23 protein-coding genes and 2 tRNA genes are annotated in these 24,989 nt (G+C 59.8%); 2 read left to right on the forward strand and 23 right to left on the reverse strand.

The genetic code is table 11. From position 1 onward, the window contains the following. The coding region (locus ACTQZF_RS02745) for an IS3 family transposase (protein ID WP_441554575.1) at positions 1–71 on the forward strand (71 nt) is incomplete at its 5' end. Positions 72–117: 46 nt separating this feature from the next. Here ACTQZF_RS02745 and ACTQZF_RS02750 read toward each other — a convergent pair. The 9 genes from ACTQZF_RS02750 to ACTQZF_RS02790 all read right to left on the reverse strand — a co-directional run bounded on the left by ACTQZF_RS02750 (position 118) and on the right by ACTQZF_RS02790 (position 10,335). Further along, the gene (locus ACTQZF_RS02750) at positions 118–1,410 is read right to left on the reverse strand and encodes a lysylphosphatidylglycerol synthase transmembrane domain-containing protein (protein WP_427793548.1); all 1,293 of its coding nucleotides are present in this window, start codon (positions 1,408–1,410) and stop codon (positions 118–120) included. Between the two features lie 151 nt (positions 1,411–1,561). Further along, positions 1,562–1,638: transfer RNA gene (locus ACTQZF_RS02755), tRNA-Glu, on the reverse strand. 22 nt (positions 1,639–1,660) lie between these two features. Next, a tRNA-Glu gene (locus tag ACTQZF_RS02760) sits at positions 1,661–1,737 on the reverse strand. A 226-nt stretch (positions 1,738–1,963) separates the two neighbouring features. Continuing rightward, positions 1,964–3,358, reverse strand: coding sequence for a CCA tRNA nucleotidyltransferase (locus tag ACTQZF_RS02765; RefSeq protein ID WP_441554499.1), 1,395 nt, complete (start codon positions 3,356–3,358; stop codon positions 1,964–1,966). Between the two features lie 192 nt (positions 3,359–3,550). Then, on the reverse strand, positions 3,551–4,483 hold the full coding sequence (locus tag ACTQZF_RS02770) for a 1-phosphofructokinase family hexose kinase (protein WP_427795365.1): 933 nt from the start codon (positions 4,481–4,483) through the stop codon (positions 3,551–3,553). A gap of 228 nt (positions 4,484–4,711) precedes the next feature. Continuing rightward, positions 4,712–5,644 carry a 1-phosphofructokinase family hexose kinase gene (locus tag ACTQZF_RS02775; protein WP_441554500.1) on the reverse strand — a complete coding sequence of 311 codons (933 nt, stop codon included), beginning with the start codon at positions 5,642–5,644 and terminating at the stop codon, positions 4,712–4,714. A gap of 74 nt (positions 5,645–5,718) precedes the next feature. Continuing rightward, entirely contained in the window at positions 5,719–7,422 is a 1,704-nt protein-coding gene (ptsP, locus tag ACTQZF_RS02780; protein ID WP_441554501.1) for a phosphoenolpyruvate--protein phosphotransferase, read from the reverse strand. Positions 7,423–7,555: 133 nt separating this feature from the next. Beyond that, entirely contained in the window at positions 7,556–7,819 is a 264-nt protein-coding gene (locus ACTQZF_RS02785) for an HPr family phosphocarrier protein (RefSeq protein WP_154515548.1), read from the reverse strand. Between the two features lie 506 nt (positions 7,820–8,325). Further along, complete coding sequence (locus tag ACTQZF_RS02790; RefSeq protein WP_441048795.1) at positions 8,326–10,335, reverse strand: fructose-specific PTS transporter subunit EIIC; 2,010 nt, start codon at positions 10,333–10,335, stop codon at positions 8,326–8,328. 271 nt (positions 10,336–10,606) lie between these two features. Between ACTQZF_RS02790 and ACTQZF_RS02795 the strand changes: the two genes are divergently transcribed. Beyond that, positions 10,607–11,464 carry a MurR/RpiR family transcriptional regulator gene (locus ACTQZF_RS02795; RefSeq protein ID WP_427795869.1) on the forward strand — a complete coding sequence of 286 codons (858 nt, stop codon included), beginning with the start codon at positions 10,607–10,609 and terminating at the stop codon, positions 11,462–11,464. Between the two features lie 220 nt (positions 11,465–11,684). Here ACTQZF_RS02795 and ACTQZF_RS02800 read toward each other — a convergent pair whose 3' ends face one another. The 14 genes from ACTQZF_RS02800 to alaS all read right to left on the reverse strand — a co-directional run bounded on the left by ACTQZF_RS02800 (position 11,685) and on the right by alaS (position 24,879). Then, positions 11,685–13,313: a DNA repair protein RecN gene (locus ACTQZF_RS02800; protein ID WP_441056201.1), complete on the reverse strand. Its 1,629-nt coding sequence runs from the start codon at positions 13,311–13,313 to the stop codon at positions 11,685–11,687. Further along, complete coding sequence (locus tag ACTQZF_RS02805; protein WP_427728169.1) at positions 13,303–14,163, reverse strand: NAD(+)/NADH kinase; 861 nt, start codon at positions 14,161–14,163, stop codon at positions 13,303–13,305. The genes ACTQZF_RS02800 and ACTQZF_RS02805 overlap by 11 nt, the downstream gene beginning before the upstream one ends. Further along, the gene (locus ACTQZF_RS02810) at positions 14,160–14,963 is read right to left on the reverse strand and encodes a TlyA family RNA methyltransferase (RefSeq protein ID WP_441554576.1); all 804 of its coding nucleotides are present in this window, start codon (positions 14,961–14,963) and stop codon (positions 14,160–14,162) included. The genes ACTQZF_RS02805 and ACTQZF_RS02810 overlap by 4 nt, the downstream gene beginning before the upstream one ends. Before the next feature lie 8 nt (positions 14,964–14,971). Next, positions 14,972–15,238, reverse strand: a complete 267-nt coding sequence (locus ACTQZF_RS02815; protein WP_154515533.1) for an exodeoxyribonuclease VII small subunit — start codon at positions 15,236–15,238, stop codon at positions 14,972–14,974. A 2-nt stretch (positions 15,239–15,240) separates the two neighbouring features. Then, positions 15,241–15,825, reverse strand: a complete 585-nt coding sequence (nusB, locus tag ACTQZF_RS02820; RefSeq protein WP_441554502.1) for a transcription antitermination factor NusB — start codon at positions 15,823–15,825, stop codon at positions 15,241–15,243. 3 nt (positions 15,826–15,828) lie between these two features. Further along, positions 15,829–16,191 (reverse strand): Asp23/Gls24 family envelope stress response protein, encoded by a 363-nt coding sequence (locus tag ACTQZF_RS02825; protein WP_154515527.1) that lies wholly within the window; start codon positions 16,189–16,191, stop codon positions 15,829–15,831. A 24-nt stretch (positions 16,192–16,215) separates the two neighbouring features. Then, positions 16,216–16,779, reverse strand: a complete 564-nt coding sequence (efp, locus tag ACTQZF_RS02830) for an elongation factor P (protein WP_154515524.1) — start codon at positions 16,777–16,779, stop codon at positions 16,216–16,218. 159 nt (positions 16,780–16,938) lie between these two features. Continuing rightward, on the reverse strand, positions 16,939–18,069 hold the full coding sequence (locus tag ACTQZF_RS02835) for a M24 family metallopeptidase (RefSeq protein ID WP_154515521.1): 1,131 nt from the start codon (positions 18,067–18,069) through the stop codon (positions 16,939–16,941). 132 nt (positions 18,070–18,201) lie between these two features. After that, positions 18,202–19,311, reverse strand: a complete 1,110-nt coding sequence (locus ACTQZF_RS02840; protein ID WP_441554503.1) for a hypothetical protein — start codon at positions 19,309–19,311, stop codon at positions 18,202–18,204. Beyond that, complete coding sequence (locus ACTQZF_RS02845; protein ID WP_154515515.1) at positions 19,308–19,841, reverse strand: shikimate kinase; 534 nt, start codon at positions 19,839–19,841, stop codon at positions 19,308–19,310. Before ACTQZF_RS02845 ends, ACTQZF_RS02840 begins: the two co-directional genes overlap by 4 nt. Positions 19,842–19,849: 8 nt before the next feature. Then, a complete protein-coding gene (locus ACTQZF_RS02850) occupies positions 19,850–20,347 on the reverse strand; it encodes a YqeG family HAD IIIA-type phosphatase (protein ID WP_117646451.1) in 498 nt (165 codons plus the stop codon). Between the two features lie 2 nt (positions 20,348–20,349). Then, positions 20,350–21,783: an endolytic transglycosylase MltG gene (gene mltG, locus ACTQZF_RS02855; protein ID WP_441554504.1), complete on the reverse strand. Its 1,434-nt coding sequence runs from the start codon at positions 21,781–21,783 to the stop codon at positions 20,350–20,352. Beyond that, positions 21,776–22,204, reverse strand: coding sequence for a Holliday junction resolvase RuvX (gene ruvX, locus ACTQZF_RS02860; RefSeq protein ID WP_035138185.1), 429 nt, complete (start codon positions 22,202–22,204; stop codon positions 21,776–21,778). Before ruvX ends, mltG begins: the two co-directional genes overlap by 8 nt. Positions 22,205–22,221: 17 nt before the next feature. Further along, positions 22,222–24,879, reverse strand: coding sequence for an alanine--tRNA ligase (gene alaS, locus ACTQZF_RS02865; RefSeq protein WP_441554505.1), 2,658 nt, complete (start codon positions 24,877–24,879; stop codon positions 22,222–22,224). Positions 24,880–24,989 lie beyond the last annotated feature (110 nt).

The following is a 24,989-nucleotide window of genomic DNA, read 5'->3' on the forward strand; positions in this document are numbered from 1 at the left end:
CGAGGCGAAGGCAGGTTAAACTGAAGGGGCTGACCCCGGAGGAGTTCCGGAACCAGCCCCTTGCGGCGTAGTTCTTATTTAAGCCGTCCAAGTTTTGGGGTGCAGTTCAACTGGGCTCTAGGGCCGCTTCTTTTTATTGAGCGCCGCAGGGGAAACGCGGATACCGTCGCCAGTCTGACGAACATAGGTCTTCCGTGCCGGTTTAGAGGCCACAGCAGTCTTTTGAGCATGCTGATTGGGGTCCACGGTAACCTGAGAGGCTGGATGTGCCTTAACGGACGCAGAAGGCTTCTGAGGAGTGCGCCCGAGCTTGCACATCATACGGTCCCAGCGCGCATGGATACTCTCGTTATGAGCGCTCTTAAGGCCCAAAAGAGGGGCGGCCAAAATGGTCGGCGCGATAAAGGTGATCAGACGCCAAAGCAGATAGCCGGCAGTCGCTGCCGTGCCAAAAAAGTGACCCAGGAACAGCGCGAAGCCGCCCTCGGCACCACCGGTGCCGCCAGGCAGCGGGACGGCGGAACTCAACAGCTGTACAAAAGCACTCGCCGCCATGACCGAGAAAAAGTCAACGTCGTACTGACCAAAGGCAAGCATCAAAAAATACGGAACCAGGTAGAAAAACGCCAGCTGCAACATGGTGATGACGACCGTGAGCAGCATGGACGAAAAATGGCCGGCAGAGAGTTTGAATTTCTCGGAAAACGAGTAGATCTCGCCATCGACAAAGGTACGCCAGCCCTCGATCTTAGTAGCGGAAACGCCCATGCGCTCGAGCCAATTGATAATACAATGTGCGACGCGCGTGACGGTCTTGGGCATCAACGCCACGGCAAAGATGCCGAGAAGAATGCAGCAGTGGCCGCCAAAACTAAAGACGCAAAGCAGCGTCATGTCGCCATAGCGCTCGGCGAAAAACGGCATGCGGGCGAGCAGCAGAATGGCACCCCATGCCACCAAACCAAACTGGTACACGATAAAGCGGGTGAACTGCGTGGCACCCGCTTCGCCCACATTTTGGCCGGCTTTGGTCAGGCGATAAATCTGGGCAGGCGTGGAGCCCATCATCATGGGCGTCAGGTTGCCAAAGAAGATGCCGCTCGCCTCGACCGAAATGAGGTCGCGGATGCCGACAGGCGAATTGGGATCGAGCCATACGGCAATCGCGTACGCCACGATGCCAAAAAACAAGTATAGGAACATGCAGAAGCACGCGGCAGCGAGCCACGGCGCCTGAACGCTAGCCATGGCGGCCCAGAACTGACCCATCTGACCGGTCACGACCAAATAGACGATATAGCCCACCAGCACAATGCCAATAAAGATGGCACCACGACGTGCGCTCTTGTTGTCATCGCCGCCCGAAACATCGACTTGAGGCTTTGGGGTATGCTGAGAGGACTCCGTCATGAGGCTCCTTCTGACCGTCAATGTATCTGGCCTATTGTACCCGTATGGGAGATAAGCAAAACGTAAAGCTGTGGGGCAAATGGGATTAACAGACAAGCCCGCAGGTAATAAAAAACCCGACCCTCGAAAAGAAGGTCGGGTATCCAAAACTTGGTAGCCCGTACCAGATTCGAACTGGTGATCTCCGCCTTGAGAGGGCGGCGTCCTAAACCGCTAGACGAACGGGCCATAAGCCTCAGCAGAAAAGAAGTGGTAGCCCGTACCAGATTCGAACTGGTGATCTCCGCCTTGAGAGGGCGGCGTCCTAAACCGCTAGACGAACGGGCCACATGACACCTGCACTGCCGTGCTGCGAGGACATATATTACGGGACAAAAAACGCGAGCGCAAGAAGAAATTCCAAATTGGCCAAATTTTGTCGTGAGGTTATGGAACACACAGGTCAACCTGGTAGCTAATTTGGGACGGGGCTTTTTTAGCTACCCCTGCCAGAATCACTATTGTTCGTCCTATTAACAGCGGGGGTAGCTAAAAAAGCCCCGTCCCAAATTAGCTACCCCAGGTTGAGGTGAGCCAGAAGGGCTTCACGGGTATTGGGAACGTTATTCTCGATCACGGCGTCGAGGGCGACGTTGAGCAGCTGTCCCAGCTCAGGCCCCGGTTTGACGCCGGCGCGAATTAGGTCCCCTCCGTTGATGCCAAGCATCTTAAGCGTATAGGGCTCCCCCGCTTCCAACAGTTCGTGTGCGAGCGAACGCATCTCCTCGATCGTCTCGACGTAATAGAAGCACGACGGTGCCTTACCCAGCGTATCGGCACGCTTAAGGTCCATAAGCTCGTCAATCAAACGCGGTGTGTCGACGCCCTCACCCGAAAGCGAGCGCATCATATTGAGCAAACAGGAGCGCTCGGGGCGCAACGGCTTATCGTGAAACCTGATAAGCAGACACACGTCGCGAACCAAATCGTGCGAAAGCGCCAAGCGATCCATAATAGCGCGCGCTTTCTTGGCGCCAAGCTCAGGATGACCGTAAAAGTGGCCGCTGCCCGCATGATCGACCGTAAAGCAATCGGGCTTGGAGACATCGTGCAAAAACGCTGCCCACATTAAGCTCGACGAAGGCGCCACACCGTCACACAGCGCCAGCTCCCCCGCTACCGTCAAAACGCGAGCGATATGTTCGTAGACATTAAAGGCGTGGTAGACGCTGCGCTGGTCAAACCCACGAGCCGGCGCAAGCTCGGGCACGGCGGCGCAAACAAGCTCGGGATAGCGTAGCATCGCGTCTCCCCCATGACCGGTCGATAGAATCCCCTCGAGCTCAATGCCCACGCGTTCGCGTGCCACGGCATCGAGCAGCGGCGAGCACTCGGCAAGCGCCTGTTTGGTCTTAGGCTCGATCATAAAATCCAGACGGCAGGCAAAACGCACGGCGCGCAGCATGCGAAGCGCATCCTCGTTAAAGCGACGCTTGGGATCTCCGACGGCACGAATCAGCTTACGCTCCAGGTCGCCCTGGCCATCATAACGGTCGACAAGACCGCGCTGGGGATGCCAAGCCATAGCGTTAACGGTAAAGTCACGACGTGCCAGATCGTCCTCAAGCGACGCCGCACGCTCCACACTCTGAGGATGGCGACCATCGGTGTAAAAACCGTCCAGGCGATACGTCGTGACCTCAATACGCTCATCGTCACAAAGGGCGGTAATGCCGCCAAATTTTATGCCCGACTCAACTACCGCAATGCCGGCTGCCTCGAGCGCCGCCTTGGACTCTTGCCACAGGCCGCTACAGCACATGTCAACATCGTGGCTGGGACGTCCCATCAGGGCGTCACGTACCCAACCGCCTACGAACCAGGCCTCGAGACCGGCGTCCTCAAGCGCACGTAGCACACGCAGGGAGGCATCTGTGGGCTGCGTACCGTTGAGCGAAACATTACACATACCTATGGCCTCCTACGCTTGCAAGCGTTAAACGATGGTTCTCAAGCAGTCTAGCAAGAAACAACCGTGAGCGCACATGAAATCACATCGTCGATTCGCGCGAACAAGACAGTAGAGCCCATGCGGCCAACAGATAAAAACACCCGCCTCGGAGATCCAAAGCGGGTGTTCGGCAACGATATGTCTAAACGGTTAGCAGACCTGGCGAACGTCGATGTGCTTCTTATATTCGTCCACCTTGGCAAAATCGCCCAAACCAGGGCACTCGACCACGTTGGCACCGGTTGCCATCGAGAGGCGCAGGGCGTCCTCGACGCACTCGGGGGCATCATGCCACACGGACAGGAAGGCGGCAAGCGAGGAATCGCCGGCGCAGACCGTCGAGAGCAGCTTGACCTCAAAGGTGCGTTTGGCAAACCAAATGTGCTCGCCGTTGGAGAAGTACGCGCCGTCACCACCAAGGGTCAACAGCACATTCTTAGCGCCCTTGGCATGCAGCTCAGCCATAGCGCACTTAACGGTCTCGTCGTCGCCACCGCTCACCTTAATGCCAAAGATGTCGAGCAGCTCGTCGTCGTTGGGCTTAATGAGCAACGGCTCCATGGCAATGAGATCAGCCAGCTGATGGCTCGAAATATCGAGCACGAACTCGGCACCCTTTGCCTTAACACGGCGAAGAACCTCGGCCAGGAAACCCTCGGAGGTGTTGGGGGGCAGCGAGCCGCTAATGACCAGGCAGGTCATGTCGTCGAGCGAATCGATGAGCTCAAACATCTCCTGCTCGTTGGCAGCATTGATGGCAGCGCCTGCATTGACCATGTTGTACTCGGTATCGGGACCGGCGTTGAGGAAAACGTTGACGCGCGTGATGCCGTCAGTCCACACGGGCTTGACGGGCACACCCAGGGCCTCGGCGCCCTTGACGATATACTCGCCTGAGAAGCCGGCAAAAAAGCCCAGGATCGTGGTGTCGACACCGTAGTGATCGAGGGTGAACGAGACGTTGAGACCCTTGCCATTGGGCGTATAGACCGCGTTGCGCGTGCGGGTGACGGTGTTGGCGGAAAGTCCGTCGCAGGAAATGTTGTAATCAATGGCGGGATTTGCAGTGAGCGTGTAAATCATGAATGTTCCTTTCACAAAGCAACGTGATAATGAAAGTATATTCCACACCTTGTGAAAAGACCATAGCAACTCGGCGAACGGTGTAGAACGCGTGCAGGTCGCCAGAAAAGCAGCAAGGCGGGGCAAAAAAAATCAGGAGTGCTTGCCCTGAAGCTCATTTGCAATTTACAAATAAGCGCCCCGGCTTAAACCGGGGCGCCATATAGTCAAGAATATGTAGCGTTTCGCTTACTTGCGATCGAGCTTGCGGACAGCAACGCGCTTACTATACTCATCGACGTGACCGAAGTCGCCGATGCCCACGGACTCGGCAACGTTGGCGCCGGTGGCCATAGCGAGCTTCATGGCCTCCTCGACGTTGTCGCGATCCCTGTACCACTTGTGCAGGAACGCAGCGAGCGTGCAGTCGCCGGCGCAGACGGAAGAAACCAGCTTGATGTTGAACTCACGCTTAGCGTACCAGATGTCCTCGCCGTTGGAGAAGTAAGCGTCGCCGCGGCTACCACGGGTGAGCAGCACGTTCTGGACGCCGGCATCGTGAGCCATCTTCATAGCAACGCGGACCTCGTCGTCGGTGTCGACTTGCACGCCAAAGATGGCCTTCATCTCGTGATGGTTCGGCTTGATGAGCAGCGGCTTCTTGTGAGCGAGCTCCTTGAGCTTGTCGGAAGACAGGTCCAGGACGACGTCGGCGCCACGAGCCTGAGCGTGATCCATGACCTGAGCCAGGAAGTCGGGCGTAGCTTTGGGAGGCACGGAGCCGGAGACGATCAGGCACTCAAGATCGCCCGCGGTGTCCAGGATGTTGTAGAGCTCCTTCTGGTGCTCCGGCGTAATCGGGGCGCCGGGGTTAAGGATGCCGTACTCGTGCTGGCCATCGTTGACATAGGTGTTGATACGCGTGATGCCGTCGGTCCAAACCGGGCGGCACAGGCAACCCAGGTTCATGACCTCCTCGACGATGAACTTGCCCGTGAAGCCGGCGAAGAAGCCGAGCGCGACGGTGTCGACGCCCATCTTCTTAAAGGCGAAGGACACGTCGAGGCCCTTGCCGTTAGCCGTGTAGCTGGCCGAGCCGGTGCGGACGTTCTCGTCGGGCTCGAGCGGAGAGCTCGAAACCGTCATGTCGACAGCCGGGTTAGCGGTTAGCGTGTAGAACATTTACAGTACCCCCTGTATATTTGAGGGCCGCGCGGCCAGCCCATTCCAACCACGCGGTTACCTCTGATACCAAATTAGCGAGCGGCAGCCTCAAGCAGCGCCTTGACCTCTTCGGCAGTGGTGCAGGCGAGCGCCTTCTCGGCGAGATCGTCGCACTCGGCCTTGGTCCACTGGCTGATGGTCTTGCGGGCGCGAAGGATAGACGGAGCGCTCATCGAGAACTCCTCGAGGCCCCAGCTGATCAGCAGCGGCTCAAGCAGCGGATCGGCAGCGGCCTCGCCGCACATACCGACCATGATGCCAGCCTTGACGCCGCTCTCGATGATGTTCTTGAGCGAGCGAAGCACGGCGGGATAGTACACCTGGTACAGGTTAGAAATGGTGTCGTTACCACGGTCGGCACACATGGTGTAGCCGATCAGGTCGTTGGTGCCGATCGAGAAGAAGTCGGCGACCTCGGCCAGGCGGTCAGCGATCAGCGATGCGGCAGGCGTCTCGACCATAATGCCGACCTCGATGTTCTCGTTGAACTTGCGGCCCTCTTCGGTCAGCTCGGACTTGCACTCCTCGACGAGCTCCTTAACGGCCAAGACCTCCTCGACGCAAGTGACGAGCGGGATCATGATCTTGACATCACCGAAGGCGCTGGCGCGAAGCAGAGCGCGGAGCTGTACCTTGTACTGGTCGGGGTTGGCCAGGCAGTAACGCACGGCACGGAAGCCCATGAAGGGGTTCTCTTCCTTGACCATGTGCAGGTACGGGATCTCTTTGTCGCCACCCACGTCGAGCGTGCGGATGATGACCGGAGCGCCATTGAGCGCGCTGGCAACCTTGCGATAGGCGTTGAACTGCTCCTCCTCGGAAGGAAGCTCGGCGGAGTCCATGAACAGGAACTCGGAGCGGAACAGGCCAATGGCCTCGGCGTCGTGATCGAGCGCGTTGGGCACGTCATCGGGGTTACCGATGTTGCAGGCAATGATCTTCTTGATGCCATCGGCAGTCACGGACGGCTTGCCACGGAAAGCCTCGAGGGCTGCCTTCTCGGCAGCGAAAGCCTCGGCCTTGGCGGTGTAGGCGGCAAGCGTCTCCTCGTCGGGATCGGCCTCGACGATACCCTTGCCACCGTCGACGACAACGGTCATGCCGTTGCGCAGCGCGGTGCAGCTGTTGGCAACCGAAAGGACAGCCGGGATCTCGAGGGCGCGCGCGATGATCGCGGAGTGCGACGTGCGGCCACCGGTCTCGGTGACGATACCGGCAACGTGGACCTTATCGATCGTGGCGGTCATGGACGGCGTAAGGTCGTGCACGACAACGACAGTGTTTTCGGGCAGGACGGAGAGATCGACGACCTCCTTGCCCAAAAGCTCGGCCAGAATACCGGTGCGGATGTCGGCGATGTCTGCCGCGCGCAGGCGGAACATCTCATCGTCCATGGACAGGAACATGTTCTCAAACATGGTCGAGGTGTCCATGAGCGCCTGCTCGGCGCAGGTGCCGCCGTCAATGGCGGCGTTGATGGCGTCGGTCATGCCCGGGTCCTGAGCCAGGACAATGTGTCCGCTCATGATCTCGGCCTCGGCCTCGCCCACCGTCTCCTTCATGTGGTCGGCCTGAGCCTGGGTCTTCTCGCAGAAGACCGAAAGAGCGGTCTGATAGCGCTCCTTCTCTGCTGCCGAATCAGCAACCTCGTGCGGCTCAAACGTCAAGTCGGGTTCGACGGCAACCATGACGGTGCCGATACCGATGCCCTCGGAAGCGTTGACTCCCTGATACATTCCTATTCCTCTCTCCGTGTCATGTGATAAAGCGTTTTGCCATATCCATGACAAAAGAGCGCAGTTCCCTTTAAACAGGTCACTGCGCCCCCAAATATGAACTTAGTTGTTCAACATGCGACCCGTTTGAGTTCTACTCGCCAAGACCGCTCTTGATGAGCTCGATGGCAGCAGCCAGAGCCTCGGCCTCGTCAGCGCCGTCGCACTTGACCTCGACCTCGGTACCGCAGGGGATGCCGGCAGCCATGAGGGCCATCGGGGACTTGCCGTTGACCTCCTTCTCGGGGGTGACGACCGTCACGTCGCAGGCGAACTTGCCCATGGTGGAGGCGAAGAGGCCAGCCGGACGCATGTGAAGACCCTGAGGATTAATGAGGGTAGCCTTCTCAGAAACCATAATTGACTCCTTTTTTGTGTTTAACCCCTATCAGCAATGCGACAGGAGCCATATTCACGACGTTGATTATATTAACTCACATCAAACGGTTTTTCATTATGTTTCGCACGAATTGTTGGACAGATGTCGTTCCTGCACGCTCGCCTGCCGGGCGGGGCGGTTAAGTTTGCTGCTCTACAGTCCTGCGCAAGACGGAAAGCACATTAAGTGCTTTCCTTTGCGTGCGGAACTCGCGACAAACTTAACCGCCCCGTCCGGCAGGCGAGCTGCGGAAACTCGGTCGGTCCAGAGCAATATCGTGCGAACGAAATTATGGCTGATAGTTTATTCGCCTGGTTGATCTGGTTGATGCGGTTGTCTATGCCCTCTTGTGAACTGAGGAATATGCCGAACTGTCGGCAGAAAGGGAACGTCCCTCAGTACCGGTTTACTTGAAAAAAGGCGGGGACCCCCGATGGAGTCTCCGCCTTATATACAGGGGGCGATGTTATTCGCAAGCTGCGGGATTAGACCAGACGGGCGTTGATCGTCTTAGCGATCTCGGCAGCGTCGGTGGAACCCTTAACGGTGGCACGGAAGCCCTCGTCCATGAGCGCCTCGGCGACCTTGGACAGGATCTTGAGGTGCGTGGTGCCGGCCTGGGCACCGGGGATGAGCAGGGCAATAGCCACGTTGACGGGAGCGCCGTCCATGGTGTCCCAACCGGTCACGCCAGAGTCGTCCTTGACGACGATGACGGCGGCCTCGGTAATGGCATCAGACTTGGCATGCGGAATAGCGAAGCCCTCCATCATGCCCGTGGTGCCCTCGGCCTCGCGGGCCAGGAAGGCGTTCATTACGGCGTCGGCGTCGTCAGCGATACCGGCCTTGACAGCCTGGTTGGAGACAAAGCTCAGGGCCTCGTCACGAGAAGCAAAATCCTCGGCGACAAAAACGTTCTCGACCTTCACGAAGTCGGAAGCCTCAGCCTTGGGGGCCTCGACGGCAGCGGCCTTGGGAGCCTCGACCGGCTTAGCGGCAGCGGCGGGAGCGGCCTTCTGATTCTTCTCGAAGTCATACTTCTTGAAAGCAACGAACAGGATGCCACCGACCACGGCGCCGATGAGGATCGCGAGGACCCACAGCGGACCGTTCTCGACAACGGGCAGGACCAGGAAACCACCGTGAGGCGCCGGATCGTGGACGTTGAACATAATGGTCAGAATCGAGGCGATGGAGGAACCGAGCATCATGATGGGCATGACGGGCCAGATGTTCTTGGTCATGAACGGAATGGCGCCCTCGGTGATGTGGGTGCAACCAAGGATGAGGTTGACGATACCGGCGTCATGATCCTCCTGGCTGAAATACTTCTTGCCGACGATAACGGCAAAGGTGGTGATCAGCGGCGGAACGATGCAGGCGGCGGAGACGGCAGCCATGAAGTTGGTGCCGAAGTTATAGGTGTCGGTGCCGACACCGGCAGCCAGGGCCTCGGTAAGCATAGCGGTACCGGTGACGTAAGCAGCCTTGTTGACCGGGCCGCCCATATCAAAGGCGCACATGCAGCCAATGGCAAGACCCAGGACAACAGCGCCAGAGGCAGACAGACCCTTGAGGAAGTCCATCATGGCGGTGTTAATGGCAGCCATGGGGCCGGAGATGCCGAGCATGACCAGGCCGACGATGGCGGTCGAGAACAGCGGGTACAGGAAGATGGCCTTGAGGCCGTCCAGGTTCTTGGGCAGCTTGGCAAAAACCTTCTCGAGCAGCAGGATGACATAGCCAGAGAGGAAGCCGCCGACGATGCCGCCCAGGAAGCCGAAGCCCACGCCGGCACCACCGGCATCGATCATGCCGGTCTCGGCATTAACGGGCAGGCCCTGGATGGCGATCATACCGGCGACAAAGCCGGGAACGAGCGCCGGGCGCTTGCCGATGGACTCGGCGATATAGGCGGAAAGCACGGGAACCATGAGGTTCATGGCGATGCCGCCGATGATCTTGAGCATAGCGGCAAAGCTGTTGTAGTCGGCAGCCGTCGAGTCGAAGGACGTGATGCCCCACAGGAACGAAACGGCGGTCAGAACACCACCGGCAACGACGAAGACCAGCATGTGGCTGACGCCGTTCATGAGGTGCTTATAGATGATGTGACCGATGGACTCCTTCTCCTCGACCTCATCCTCGACATCGGCAGCAGCCGCAACCGTGTCGTCGCCCTTGGCGGCGAGAGCGCGGTCGATCAGCTTACCGGCAGCCTCGACGGACAGTGCCTTGGAAACACCGACGGAAACCATGGGCTTACCGGCGAAACGCTCCGCCTGGACATCCTTATCGGCTGCGACGACGACGGCCTTGGCACCGGCGATCTCACCCTTCGTGAGTTCGTTCTCGACACCGACCTGGCCATGAGTCTCGACCTTAATGGTCAGACCGCGCTCGGCAGCTGCCTTCTCCAGCGCCTCCTTCGCCATGAAGGTGTGCGCGATGCCGGTCGGGCAACCGGTGGCGGCGATGATGTCAAACTTAGCCATGTGTCCCTCCTTCTTGAGTACTGCGCCCGCGGGCGCTCCCCTACACGCGCTACGGTGCGCGCTTTTCCACTCCTGAAAGATACCAAGCCACCGCTTATATGAGAAGCAATCAAGCCTATTTCTCCGGTGAAAGGTTCTTTCACAACCGTAAACGGTCGATGAAAGTTTACCATCAACTTTTGAAACAGCAAGGTGTATCTTGTAATTGATTTCCCCGTATACTAGAGCGGCACACAACAAGACAGCTTTTAATGCCAACTAGGAGTCATTCATGTCCGATAGCAGCAAGAGCGCACTCTCCCTTATTAGCACGCACAAGGGATACAGCGAGTCCGAGCAGCGCATTGTCGACTATATCCTAGAGCACCAGTCCGAGGCACCGCTCCTAACAGCCGCGCAACTCTCGCGCGCCGCCGCAACCTCCGAGGCCACCGTCTCGCGCTTCTGCCGCAAGCTGGGCTTTGGAAGCTTTCGCAGCTTTCAGTTTTCGCTGGCGCGCGATCTGGAGAGCCAGCGCAGTGAAGGCCTCACAGACGAGGTCTCGCTCGATAATATGGAGCAGAGCCTCAAAAACATCCTCGCCGCAAAGGTCAGTGAACTCAATGCGACCATCGATGGCATTGATCACGATACACTGGCAGCCGTCGTCCACGCGTTTAAGAACGCAGGGGCTATCGAGTTTGCAGCCGTAGGTAATACCAACGCCGTTGCGCTCGACGCGACGTTTAAGTTTTCGCAACTGGGCCTTCGCTGTATGTCAAGCACCATCAGCGAGACATCAATCGGCTTTGCGCTCACGTTGCGCCCCGGCGACGTTATCGTGCTGATCTCGAACTCTGGCAAGTCGCGTCGACTGAATCGCATGGCAAAAGCGGCTCGAGGCTGTGGTGCCACCGTAGTCGTCATCAGCAGCGACAGCAAGTCTCCGCTTGCTCGCCTAGCCGACTACACCTTTAATACCGTGAACCACGAGGCGCTGCTCACCACGGGCGACTTTGCGTTCTCCAAGATCAGCGCCACGATGATCATCGAGGTTATCTACAACTTCCTGCTGCCCGAAATCGAGGACGCCCGAGAGCACATTAGCTACTACGAGGAGCTTATCCAGCCGGATAAGGTCGTGGAATAGAAATTTTGGCGAGCCGACAAACGCCACTCGCCACGAAACCGGCCCATCTACTACGTTTTATCAGTATGGCCCAACCACAAACCGAAAATAGAAAAACCGCAGGCGTTCTACCTGCGGTTTTCTTTTTGCAATTCAAGGCGTGGTTGCCGATAGCCTATTAAACGTAGTAGATGGGCCGGTTTCGTGGCGGCCGGGTCGAACATACATGTAACGGCTCGGCCTAAGCACGCGCTTCCTCGAGCATCTGCTTAGCGTGGGCCAAGCTCGCCTCCGATTGATCGCCGCTCAGCATACGGGCGATCTCTGCGGTACGGGCGTCCCCGGCCACCTCATCCAGATGGGTTTGGGGAACGTCGCCGGGCTCTTTGCTCACCACGTAATGTTTGTCGGCCATGACGGCGACCTGCGCCAGGTGCGTTACGACAATCACCTGATGCGTTGCGGCAAGATCTGCCAGAACGCTCGCAAGGGCGCGTGCAGTAGAGCCACCAACACCGGCATCGACCTCGTCGAACACCAACGTATCCACGCCGTCCGCGTTACCCAAAACAACCTTGCTCGCCAACATGACACGGCTCAGCTCGCCGCCAGACGCAATGCGGCGCAGGGGGCGCGGCGTCAATCCGGCACCGCTACGATACAAAAGCTCGTAGCTCGAAGGGCCCGCCGGCGTCCACTCGGCGCGCGGAAGATCGCGCGAGTCCCAAACGAGCTCGGCGCCGCCCATCTCCAGGCGCGCCATCTGACGGCCAACCTCGTGACAAAAGCGCGGGGCTGCCGTATTGCGTGCACGCTTAAGTGCCTTGGCGGCGGCGAACAGTTCGCGCTCCGCCGCGCCAAGCGCTTCGCGCGCCTTCTTAATCTGCTCATCACCATCGTCTACCAGCGACAACAGCTCTCGGGAGCTATCGCGCATGGCAAACACGTCGTCCATGGTGGGACCCCACTGACGCAAAAGTCCCTTAAGGTCGGAATACCGCTCGCGCATACGAGCATGCTCGCGCGGGTCGAAGGCGACCCCATCTCGATAGGCACGCAGCTCGTTGGCACAATCCTCGAGCGAGATGCAGGCATCCGAAAGCGCATCGGCGATATCACCCAACTTGCGATCGACAGTAGCCATGCGCGAAAGCTCCGCCACGGCGCTGTTCACGGCATCGAGTGCTCCCCCTTCGGCAGCAAGCGACGCATGGGCATCGTTGGCCGTTGCCACCAACACCTCAGCATGCTCGGAGCGCGGCAGCAGCTCCTCGAGCTCCTCATACTCACCCGGCTTGGGGTCGACCTCGGCGATGCGCTCCAGAGCGAAGCGCGCTTCCTCGACACGACTCCCCTGCGCGCGTGAGGCCTCTTCGACGCGACGGACCTCTTTGGCAGCCGCGCGCGATGCCTTAAGGCAAGCACGATAGCGATCGAGCGCCTCGAGCGCCGGGCGCCCCGCCCATGCATCGACCATGGCAACATGATGCGCAGGGTCGAGCAGGCGCTGGTGCTCGTGCTGGCCGCAAAGATCCATCATCACACCGACACGCTCCGAAAGCTCACGCACGCTGGCGATGCGGCCGTCAATTTTTACGCGGCTGCGACCCTCGGCAGAAAGGCTGCGCTGAACGGTGAAGCCCTCCGTGTCGTGCGGGCCGTCAAACAGGCGCGCCTCGACGTTGGCAAGCGTCTCGCCCTCGCGCACCGTCGACGAATCCGCGCGCTCGCCCAGAATGAGTTTAAGCGCCGAGAGCAACGCAGTCTTACCGGCGCCGGTTTCTCCGGTCAGAACCGTTAAGCCCGCGCTCGGAACCAACGTCGCCTCGCGAATGAGGGCAATGTTGGAAACCTGCAGCTCATCGATCATGACGAACTCCGTAGAACACGCGGCTCACCGAGTTATAGAAGCTCTCGGGGCCGTAATCCAGCAGCAGAACATCGCCGGGACCGCGACGCACGGCCACGCTCTCGACCGTGCCATCGCAGGTAATAAACTGTCCATCGATGGCGATCGCAGGCACGCTCGGGCGGTCATCGGACATAAAAATCTCGACGACATCGCTTGGCGAGGTCAAAAAGGCGCGAGCCTGAATGGTATGTGGGGCGATGGGCACGCAAACCATGCCCGTGTAATCGGGACTGACGATGGGGCCGCCGGCGGAAAGCGCGTAGCCGGTGGAACCGGTCGCTGTCGAAACGACGACGCCGTCACCGCGCAGGCGGTCGATATGATGGCCGGACACCGTGATGTCGAACTCAACCATATCGGACAGGGGCCCGCGCGTAAGCGCCATATCGTTAAGGGCAAACGTGCGCACGACATCCTTCGTGCCATCTTCGCGCACCGAAACGATATCCGCGGCGAGGGTGGCGCGGCGACTCACATGGAGCTCACCGGAAAGGGCATCGCTCACGACCTGCAAAATATCGCGATCCTCGGGGCTCGCAGCCGTCAAAAAACCCAAATGACCATAGGAAAGGCCCAGAATGGGAATCTCGCGGTAGTTGAGAATGCGGGCGGCCCGCAACAGCGTGCCGTCGCCGCCGAGCGTAATGACCAGGTCGGCATCGTCAACATCGGGCGCACGCTGGATCTTGGAACGCTGATCGGCAGCCCATGCAACCTCGTAGCCCTGGCGCGAAAGCCAAAGCTCGAGCATCAAGCCGCTCTCGACCGCCTCTTGCTTGTAGTAATTGGGAACCAGAAAGACCTTCATAGCGTTGCAGCTTTCTCGCTCAAAGCCGTTACCTGTGATTGCAGCTCATCGTCGGCACGCTCGCCAGAGGAAAACCTCGTGCCGTACAGGAAAAATTCGACGTTGCCCTTGGCGCCATGGATGGGCGACACGCACACGTCGAGCGGGAACAGGCCCTTGGCGGCAAAGAGCTCAATCGCCGCCACAAGCGTATCGCGGCGGACGGAGGGGTCGGTCACGATACCGCCCTCGCCCACCAGCGCAGCCGGCGCCTCAAACTGCGGCTTTACGAGCGTGCAGAACGAACCCGAAGGCTTCAGGCACGCCAACACGGCGTCGATGATATTCGCGATACTCGTAAACGACACATCGCAGACAGCCAAGTCGATAGCGCCGCCGTAGCCAAGCTCGGGCAGCTGTGTCACGTTGGTGCGCTCATGGAGCCTCACGCGCTCGTCTTGGCGAAGCGACCAATCAAACTGAGCGCGACCCACATCGACCGAAACGACCGTTGCGGCGCCACGCTTGAGCAGGCAATCGGTAAAGCCGCCCGTGGAGCAGCCCACATCGAGGCAAGCAAGTCCCAGGGGATCGATCCCAAACGCATCGAGCGCGCCCTCGAGCTTAAGCCCGCCGCGCCCCACGTAGGGAATACGGCCCTTCACGTGCAGGGGCAGACCGGGCGCCACCTTAAGGCCCGGCGAGGTCAAACGCTCGCCGCCACTCGAGACCGAGCCGGCCATAAGAGTGCGAAGGGCATCCGCGCGGTCGGCGCAGATGCCCTGTGAAATCAGTTCGTCATCGAGACGCACGCGTTTCATGAATGCCATCAACCATTCGTATCCGGAGACGCGGCCTGGCTATCCTGGGATTCGTTTGCCGCATCCTCATCGTATTCCTGCTCGAGCTTATCGGCCTCACGAGGCGTCAACTCAAACTTGTCGACCATATCGACCGCACGGGAGCCAAGTTCGATCGCCTCGTCAAACAAATCGAGCGAACGCTCCAAGGACGTATCCTTGGAGCGAACGGTAGCGATAATCTGGTCCAAGCGGTCCGAGATCTCGTCGAAGTTGCGGACGGAACCCTCTGGCATGGCTACTCCTCGACGGTACCGGTCTCGACCTCGGTGACCTCGGCACCCTCGTCGAGAACGCCGGCCGCAGCCTGAGCGGCGGCAACCTTGGCGGCAGCCTCGGCGGCCTGGGCCTCCTCGCGGGCGCGGTCCTCGGCCAGCAGCTCCTGATACAGGTCCTCGCCCGGCAGCTCCTCGCTACGCGCGATCTTGCCCAGCACGCCATTGACAAACGACGCGGACTGGTCGGTGCCATAGGCCTTGGCAAGCTCTACAGCCTCGTTGATCACGATGGCGTCCGAGACCTCCTCGTCGGTGAGGAAGCGCATCTCATAGACGGCGATACGCAGCAGATTGCGATCGGCGCCGGGCATGCGCATAAGATCCCAGTTCTTGGCGATGGAGCGCAGGGCGCAGTCGATGCGGTCGATATACTCGTAGGCACCGCGGCACAGCTCCAGAGCGTAGGGGTCGAGGGGACCCTTCGAGATCAGGAAATCGCCCTCGAGGACGCGCTCGAGCGGGCTGTCCGTGGCCTCGGCCTGGAACAGCAGCTGCAGCGCCTGACTGCGGGCAAGCGTACGCCCGCGATAAACCTTAAGGCTCAAAGGTTACTCCTTGGGGAAAACGAGGCCGTCGATGCAAACGTCAACGCGCTCGACCTCGACGCCTACCTGGGCATCGATAGCTGCGACCACGGCGGAGCGAACGGCCTCGGCGAGTTTCTTGAACGGATAGCCAAAGAACACCACGACGCGCACGGTGAGTGCGAGCTTGTCGCCGATGACCTCGGCCTCTACCGGCGGCTCGGAAGCCGGGGCCTTGGACGAAAGCATCATGGAGACAAGGTTGGTGGCAAGGTCCTTGACGCCCACGGAGGCGATGCCCTCGACATCCGTGACGGCGCGCGAGACGATGGCGGTCAGAACATCGGGCGAAATACCGATGCCGTCAATCTTGATTTCCTGGGGCATGAGTCCTCCTAGAAGAGTTGGTTGCTAGACGCGGGAGACGAACTTGCCGTCGCGGGTGTCAACCTTGATGACCTCGCCCTCGTTGAGGTACATCGGGACCTGGATGACAGCACCGGTGTCGATGGTGGCCGGCTTGGTGGAACCCTGAACGGTGTCGCCCTTAAAGCCCGGGTCGGTCTGGACGATGGTGGTCTCGATGAACATCGGCGGGGTCACGCCCATGAGCTCGTCGTCGGCGAAGAGCAGCTGGCAGGTGTCGTTCTCGCGCAGCCACTTGGAGTTCTCGCCCACCATGTCCTCGGGAACGGGAACCTGCTCGTAGGACTCGTTGTCCATGAAGATGTAGTCGGCGCCGTCGTTGTAGAGGTACTGGAACTCACGGGTGGTGAGCATGACGCTCTCGAACTTGGTACCGGCGTTGCAGGTGTTCTCGACGACACGACCGCTCTTGATATCGCGGGTCTTGTAGCGCACAAAAGCACCGCCCTTGCCCGGCTTGACGTGCTGGAACTCGACGATGGTGTAGACCTTGTCCTTAATGCGGAGACCGAGGCCGTTCTTGAAGTCGGCGGTAGAAATGGTAGGCATAGCGACCTTTCTTGTTATGGGTAGAACGCACAAGCGTCCAAATTACATACGAGCGAAATTATACACTTGCAGGCGGCGCCTGCGGCGAGCGCATAAAAAGAGAACGCGGGGCGCCCGAATCATTTCGGACGCCCCGCTTCCAAAATTAAACTGAATGGCTTAGCAGTCGATGACGTGCAAGTCGTGCGGGGTCTTGGTGAAGGGCTCATAGCCGTTCTCGGTGACAACACCGTAATCCTCCAAGCGCACGCCGCCCACGCCGGGCAGGTAGACGCCGGGCTCCATGGTGACAACCGAGCCGACCTCGATGATGTTCTTGCTGCGGTTGAAGTTGGGCAGCTCGTGGATGTCGATACCGACACCATGGCCCAGGCCATGGTTGTAGTAATCGCCATAACCGGCATCGCCGATGATCTTCTTGGAAAGCTTGAAGATATCGTTACCCTCGACGCCCGGATGGATAGCGGCGACGCACTCCTCGTGGGTGCGGCGCACGAGCTCGTACAGGTCGAGCTGTTCCTGCGTGGGCTCGCCCATCACGACGGTACGCGTCATATCGGAGCGATAGTCGCAGTAGCCCGCGCCATAATCCATGAGGACGAAATCGCCCTTCTCGATGACACGGTCGCTCGGGACGGCATGCGGGTTGGCGGTGTTGGGACCGCTCGCGACGATGGAGCCAAAGGCCAAGCTGTCGGCACCGTTGGCGAACATAAAGTTCTCGAGCTCGTTGCGGACCTGCTTCTCGGTCATACCGGGCTTAATAAAGCCGAGCATGTGCTGGAAGGCGGCATCGGTGATCGACTGCGCGTGTCGCATGAGCTCGATCTCCTCGGCATCCTTGATGGCGCGCATCTTACGAATGTCGTCATGCATCAGCGGCAGCATGCAGGCGACGGAGCGATCCTCAAGACCACGCTGAATACCCTGGTAAAAGTTAATCTGCATGTCATCCTCGACGGCGCAGACACGACACTTGTTGGCCGCGATCTTGCCGGCAACCCAACCGGGGATGGTGCCCTCGTCCATGTCGTAGACCCAGGGGCTGCCGGCGGGCGTGTTCTCCTCAAAGCTGTTGAGATAGCGCGAGTCGGTATGGAACAGGCACTGATCGGCCGTAATAAATGCGGCGTGCGGAAACTCGAAGGTGTAATCGAAGACGCCCTTCACACCCGTGAGCCAACGGAGGTTGGCCTCATCGCGCACGACGATAGCATCGTAGCCGCGCTCGACCATCAGGGCACGGACACGCTCGATACGACCGGCAGGACCGGCAGCAAACTCAGACATTCAGATTCCTTTCTTATTGTCCTCAAAAAGAGCAGGACGGGCTTCAAACGAATAGCCGAACCACAAGCGATTCGCAACCGATTGAAAACCCGTCCCTCAAAATGATACGAAAGACGATGGATGTCAATAAAGTTAAAAAAGTTCCTTGCGAGAAGCCAAATACGCCTGCGCATGACGTTCGAGAATCTCGTCCTCGACATTTGTCAGGCGAATGGCGCCGAGCGCCGCGGGCAGCGGCAGCATGCTGCGGTTTGAGCGGGCAAACTGCTGCTTGCGGAACTCCTCGATAAACGCGGTGGGCTCCAAGTCGAAGGCAAGCTCTTCGATGCCAAAGTCCTCCAGGCAATCGTCGAGATCAAACACATTGTCGATATCGAAGTCGCAGGCATCATGTGCTAGGCGCGCCTCAAAGCGCATACCCTCGGAAAGGAGCTGGTATGCGGGAACGTTAGCCGCGGCCTCGCCCAGGCAGGCGCGAAGGGTGCGCTCCCCTGTCTTACCAAAATCGAGTGCATGGCGAGCACTGGGGTTCGTGGCCATGAGCACGTCTTTGCGCGCGGTCTGGGACCACTGCACAGCATTGACGAGCGCGACCTCCTCGCCGGAAAGAATCTCGGGAATAGTCTCGGTAAACTGATTCCAGCGGGACTTGCTGCTCGAAAGCATGGTGCCAACAAGCACCACATAGCCGAGCTTGAGATCCTCGGGGTCCGCCTCGCGAACAAGGTCGAGGTCACACACGACCAAGCCCGATTCGGGACGGAACGCGATAGCGGGAAGCGCATTCGACGACGAGGCGACGAGCGGCTTCATGGTCGTCGCGACCGTGAGCATGGCGTCGAACGTTGTCGGCAGCAAGGCGCACTCGGTGCGACCGCACCACTGATTAGCACACCAGCTAACAACCGAGCAGGTTGCGGCATCACCAACGGCGACAACCAGATCGTCGCAGGTAATGCCGTTGGCAGATAGGGCGCCAAAGATGGCATCGGCATCGGCCAGCGTGGCACCAGCAGGCGAAACCTCGAGTGGGAGCTGCGACACGACAAAACCGGCATCAACCAGAGCATGCTCGACGACCTCGCCAAAACGCTCTGACGTGGCGTCGTTCCAAACCACCAACGCGCGCTTAGGCTTGCCCACAGCCGAGGCAAACATGCGCGACAGCTCCTCGAACGCGCCCAATCCGACGCGGACATCGACACTGCGGTTTTGGAAATTGATCAGTTGACGGCGAATCATAGCAGCCCACGCTCCAAAAGCATCTCGGCACAAAGGTAGGAAACGTCCTCGAAGGACTTGTTGCGAATATCAAGGGTAATATCGGCGGCCTGGCGATATAGCGGACGGCGATGCTCAAACAGGCGCGCGGCATGCTCGGGCGAACGGAAATCGGGACGCGTGTCGGACCGACGAATCTGGCGAATCGAATCCTCAAAGTCACCTTCGAGATACACACAGATTCCCATCTGGTGCATAAGCTCAATATTCACCGGAGTCTCGACGATACCTCCGCCGCAGGAAACCAGCAGGCTGCGCTCGCTTTGGAGCGAACGGAGCGCCGAGGTCTCGAGCTCACGAAAACGTTCCTCCCCCTCGGTCTCAAAAATCTCGGTCACCGATTTACCGCAACGACGCACGACAAGGCGGTCGGTATCGATAAAGCGACGTTTGAACATAGTGCCCACGTTGCGCGCAAGCGTCGATTTGCCCGCGCCCAAAAAGCCGATAAAGAAGATATGGTCGCAGCCGTGTTTGGTGTGCTGGGACATAGCGAGACCTATTCCTCGCAGGGAAGGTCGCGCAGGGCCCGGCGCTCAAAGATACGGAAGATCTGCGTATACCACAGGTCCTGAGTGGCCTGCGGCTTTACCAGGATGGTATCGACGCCGGCGAAATTGCCGCTCCACACGTCCGTGTAGAGCTGATCACCGATCAGCACCGCCTCGTCGGCCGTGGCGCCGAGGCGCTTAAGACCCGCCTTGAGGGCAAACGGAGCCGGCTTCATGGCGTGGCTAATGGCCTCGAGTCCCAACTCGCGCGCAGAGCTCATGACCTGGTCGCGATGCCAGTTGTTAGACACCATGCACAGCTTAAAGCCTTTGGCACGGGCGGCGTCGAGCCAAGCGGAAACCGCGGCGGGAACCTGCTCGGTGTCGCGCGGCACCAGGGTGTTATCGCGATCGAGCAGAATGGCGCGTTTGCCGTCGGCCCACAGGGTATCAAGGTCGATGCGGTCGACGGATGCAACATATCGTTTGGGGCTGAAAATCCTCATGTTTAATTCCAAGACTGTTGGTGCTCTTCGTAGGTTTGCGAGAAGTACTCCTCGTCCTGCGTAATGTAGAAATACAGGTCATCGGAGTCGGTCGGCTCAAGCGTGGCCTTGAGTGCCTCGAGCGACGGGGAGCAGATGGGCGTGGGTGGCAGACCCTCGTGCTTATAGGTGTTGTACAGACTATCGCTCTGCAGGTCGTCGGCGGAAACCTCGCCACCGGTGACATACATCATGGTCGCATCGCTGTTGAGATAACGCAGACCGTCGAGCTTGCCGGCAAGGCGGTTGTAGAAGACCGAGGCGACATGTGCGCGCTGCTCGGCGTTGAGACCCTCGCGCTCAACGATGGAAGCGAGATTGATGATGTCGTAATCGGACATCTCCACGCCGTAACGCTCTTTGATCTTGGCCTCGCACCCGGCAAAATCGAGAGACTTGTACTCGGTGTTGAACTGATCGAGCATGGCGCGGATAACGTCATCGGCGCTCGGGTCCTTGCCCAGCGAATAGGTCTTGGGGAACAGAAAACCCTCGAGCGAATCGTTGGCAGCGCCCTTAAGGAAGCTATAGTCGTCCACGTAGTTGGAGGCCTTGGCCTGGTTGAGGAAGTCTTCCTTAGAGATGCTGTCGTAGGCCTGGGCCACACGGTCGGCGACTTGATCGACCGTTAGACCCTCGGGAATAGTAAGCGCATTGGAGCCCGCATTGGGGCCTTCCATGAGCTGCTGAACAACCTTGGTCGCATCCATGAATGTGGTGAACGAATAGGTACCAGGCTTGAGCGACATATCGGCATTGAGCTTTTTGACCGCCGCATAGTAATCCTTGGGATTTTCGACGATATGGTTCTCGGAGAGGATCGAGGCGATGGTATCGCCCGAAGCACCGTCGGGAATGGTCACCGTAACCTGCTGACCAGCCGTAACCTTCGTATCCTCACCGGCAAAGAAGCCCTTGACGGCCGGCACGACAAAGAAAGCGATCACAGCAAGCGCGAGCACCGCCACCACAACGCCGATGATCATGGGAACCGGAGAACTCTTCTTTTGAGCACCGCGACGAGCACGCGTGTCGTAGCTCGAGCGGGTCGCCGGAGCAACGCCATGCAAACCGCGAGCATGATGCGAATGCGATTGGGTAGCCTGCGTTCGCCGGACAGGTGCCTGCTGCTTAAAGCGGGTACCGCCTGCAGGCTGGGCCGTACGAGCAGTGGGCTGCTGAGCCGCGCGAGAAGCCGGATGCTGAACCGAACGAGCAGAAGGCTGCTGACCCGTCCGTTGAGCAGGTTGGGCCGAACGAGCGAAGGACTGCACCGGGCGCGCGCCAGGCTGAGCTGCGCGCTGCGTCGGCTGTGCCGGACGCTGGCCAGGCTGGGCAGGGCGCGACGCGGGCTGACGTGTACGATTCGGCTGGCGCGGATCGGAAGCGCTAGGCATGCGAAACCTCCTCGTTTTTGCGATCGAGCCATGTCTGCAAAAACAGGCTGGCGGCAATCATGTCAATCTTGCCCCTCATCTGCTTTTCGTTGAGGCCCTGCTCGCGCAAGATACGCTTTGCCTCTTGCGAGGACAGACGCTCGTCCTCAAACTCGAGCGGAAGATCGAGCTCGTCGGCGATCTTTTGCGCCACGGCGGCAACGCGCTCGGCCTGGGGGCCAGGCTCACCGGCCATGGTCAAGGGACGTCCACTTACCAGGATGTCGGGCTCATAGTCCTCGACCAGGTAACGGAACGTCTTGGCCATACCGGTGACCTCGGCGGCCGGGAGTACCTTGACAGGCATCGCCATCTTGCCATCACGGCTCGAGACGGCGATGCCAATCCTGGTCTCCCCTATGTCCAGTGCGAGCGCGACCACAGCGACAACCTAGGTTCTTAGGCGCCCAGCGCGGTCTTAGCGGCCGCGAGGGCATCGGCGATACCGGCAGCATTCTTGCCACCGGCCTGGGCCATGTTGGGACGGCCGCCACCGCGACCGTCGACCAGGCCCGCAATCTGCTTGATCACATTGCCGGCATGGAAACCGGCCTTGACGGCGTCATCGGAGCCGGCGGCGAGCAGCGCCGGGGTGCCCTTCTCGGTCACGCTGGCGACGACGCAGGCAACGGGGCCAGCGACCTTCTGGTGCACGGTATCCCAGACGTTGCGCAAATCGGTGGCCTCGAGACCCTGAAGTTCAGCGACGACGAGCTTGTAGCCATCGAGCTCGACGGCTCCCTCGATAGCATTGGAGATAGCGTCGGAGGAGCCACCGGTCAGGGCCTTCTTGAGCTTATTGGACGTCTCGCGCAGCTCGGCCTGCAGGTTCTCCACGCGGGCGGGAACCTCGTCAACGCGGCACTTGAGCGCAGCGGCAGCGGCGTCAACGAGTGCCAGGCGGTCGGCCATGTAATCGAGAGCGCCCTTGGAGGTCACGGCCTCGATACGGCGGACGTTGGAGCCCGTGGAGGACTCGGAAATGATCTTGAACAGGCCGATCTCGGCAGTGTTGGCGGCATGGGTGCCACCGCAAAGCTCACGGGAGAACGGCTGGTCCTCGGCGCCCACGGAGACAACGCGGACAACGTCGCCGTACTTCTCGCCAAAGAGGGCGACAGCACCGGCGGCCTTGGCCTCATCGATGCCCATGACGCGGGTAACGACCGGCTTGGAAGCGAAGATCTGCTGGTTGACCAGGTCCTCGACAGCCTTGAGCTGCTCGGAGGACAGGGCCTCAAAGTGCGTGAAGTCAAAGCGCAGGTGCTCGGGCGTCACCAGCGAGCCGGCCTGGGAGACATGCTCGCCCAGGACCTGCTTAAGGGCGGCGTCGAGCAGGTGCGTGGCGGTGTGGTTGCGGCGCAGGAAGCCACGACGCTCGGCGTCGAGCGCGGCGGTCACGGTGGCACCGACGGTCAGCGTACCCTCGGCAACGTGGGCGACGTGGGCATACAGGCCGTTGTGGTTCTTGGTATCGGAAACCGTCAGCGCAACGCCCTCGGCAGAAAGCTCACCGGCGTCGCCCTGCTGGCCGCCCATCTCGGCATAGAACGGGGTACGGTCGAGCACAACCTCGACATCTTCGTCCGCAGCGGCGGACTCTACGGACTCGCCGTTGCGAACAATAGCGACAACCTTGGCGCCCTCGATGACGTCGTTGTCATAGCCGTCGAACTCGGTCGCGGCAACTTTGTCGGAAAGCTCGACCCACACGTCGTTGAAGCTGCCCCAGGCGTCGCCCTTGGCATTGGCGCGGGCGCGGGCCTTCTGGTCCTCCATGCAGGCGGTAAAGCCGTCCATGTCGACGTCGTGGCCAGCGGTGCCGGCGATCTCGACGGTCAGGTCGATGGGGAAACCAAAGGTGTCATGCAGCTTAAAGGCAACATCGCCCGGAAGGACAGCGCCGTCGGCGAGCGCGGCCAGGGCCTCGTCCAGGTAAACGCGGCCGTTGTCGAGCGTCGTGGAGAAGCGCTCCTCCTCGGAAGCGACGATACCCTTGACGAGCGCGACGTTCTTGAGCAGCTCGGGATAGGCCTCGCCCATCTGAGCGTTGACCTCGTCGATGAACTTGGTCAGGAAGGCGCCCTCGATACCCAGCAGGCGACCGTGGAACACGGCGCGGCGGAGCAGGCGGCGAAGGACGTACTCGCGGCCCTCGTTACCGGGGAGGATGCCGTCCGAGATCATGAAGTCGACGGCACGGGAGTGATCGGCGATGATACGCAGCGAGCGGCTGGCACCGGAGTAATCGTCGGCGTCATAGGTCTTGCCGCTGATCTCCTCGCCCAGCTTGATGAGGTGCTGCATCAGATCGCCGTCGTAGTTGGCGGTCTTGTGCTGCATGATAGCGGCCATGCGCTCCAGGCCCATGCCCGTATCGAGGTTGCGGTGCGGCAGCTCCGGCATGGAGCCGTCCTCCTGGCGGTCGTACTGGGTAAAGACGAGGTTCCAGAACTCCAGGAAGCGGTCGCAGTCGCAGCCGGGCTTGCAGTCGGGGCTGCCGCAGCCGACCTCCTCGCCCATGTCAAAGTAGATCTCGGAGCACGGACCGCAGGGGCCGGTGGGGCCGGCGGCCCAGAAGTTGTCGTCCTCGCCCAGACGCGAGATGTGATCCTCGGCAACGCCCAGAGAGCGCCACACGTCATGGGTCTCGTCGTCCTCGGTAAAGACGGTGAAGTACAGGCGGTCGAGCGGCAGCTTGAACTCCTTGGTGATGAGCTCAAAGGCCCAAGCGCAGGCCTGCTGCTTGGAGACGCCGCCAAAGGAGAAGTCGCCGAGCATCTCAAAGAAGGACAGGTGACGGCCATCCTCGCCGATGCAGTCGATGTCGTTGGTGCGGACGCACTTCTGGCAGGAGATAGCGCCGATCTCCTTCATGGTCTTCTTGCCCTGGTAATACTCCTTAAACTGGTTCATGCCGGCGTTGGCAAGCAGCAGCGAAGGATCGTCGGGGACGAGGGACGAAGAAGGATAGAGCTTAAGACCGCGCTCCTCAAAGAAGTTGAGGAACTTAGAGCGAATCTCAGCCGTAGTCATTGACGGGTAGTCAGCACTCATAGAGGGAATCTCCTCGGTTTCACATCGAAACAGTTCAAACGTAACGATATTACCATCCCACCGCGCAAGTGCAAAAAAGAGGGTCGCCAAACAGCGACCCTCCAGCGAAT

This window comes from Collinsella sp. LCP19S3_H3 (assembly GCF_052119145.1).
In the GTDB taxonomy this organism is placed as follows: domain Bacteria; phylum Actinomycetota; class Coriobacteriia; order Coriobacteriales; family Coriobacteriaceae; genus Collinsella.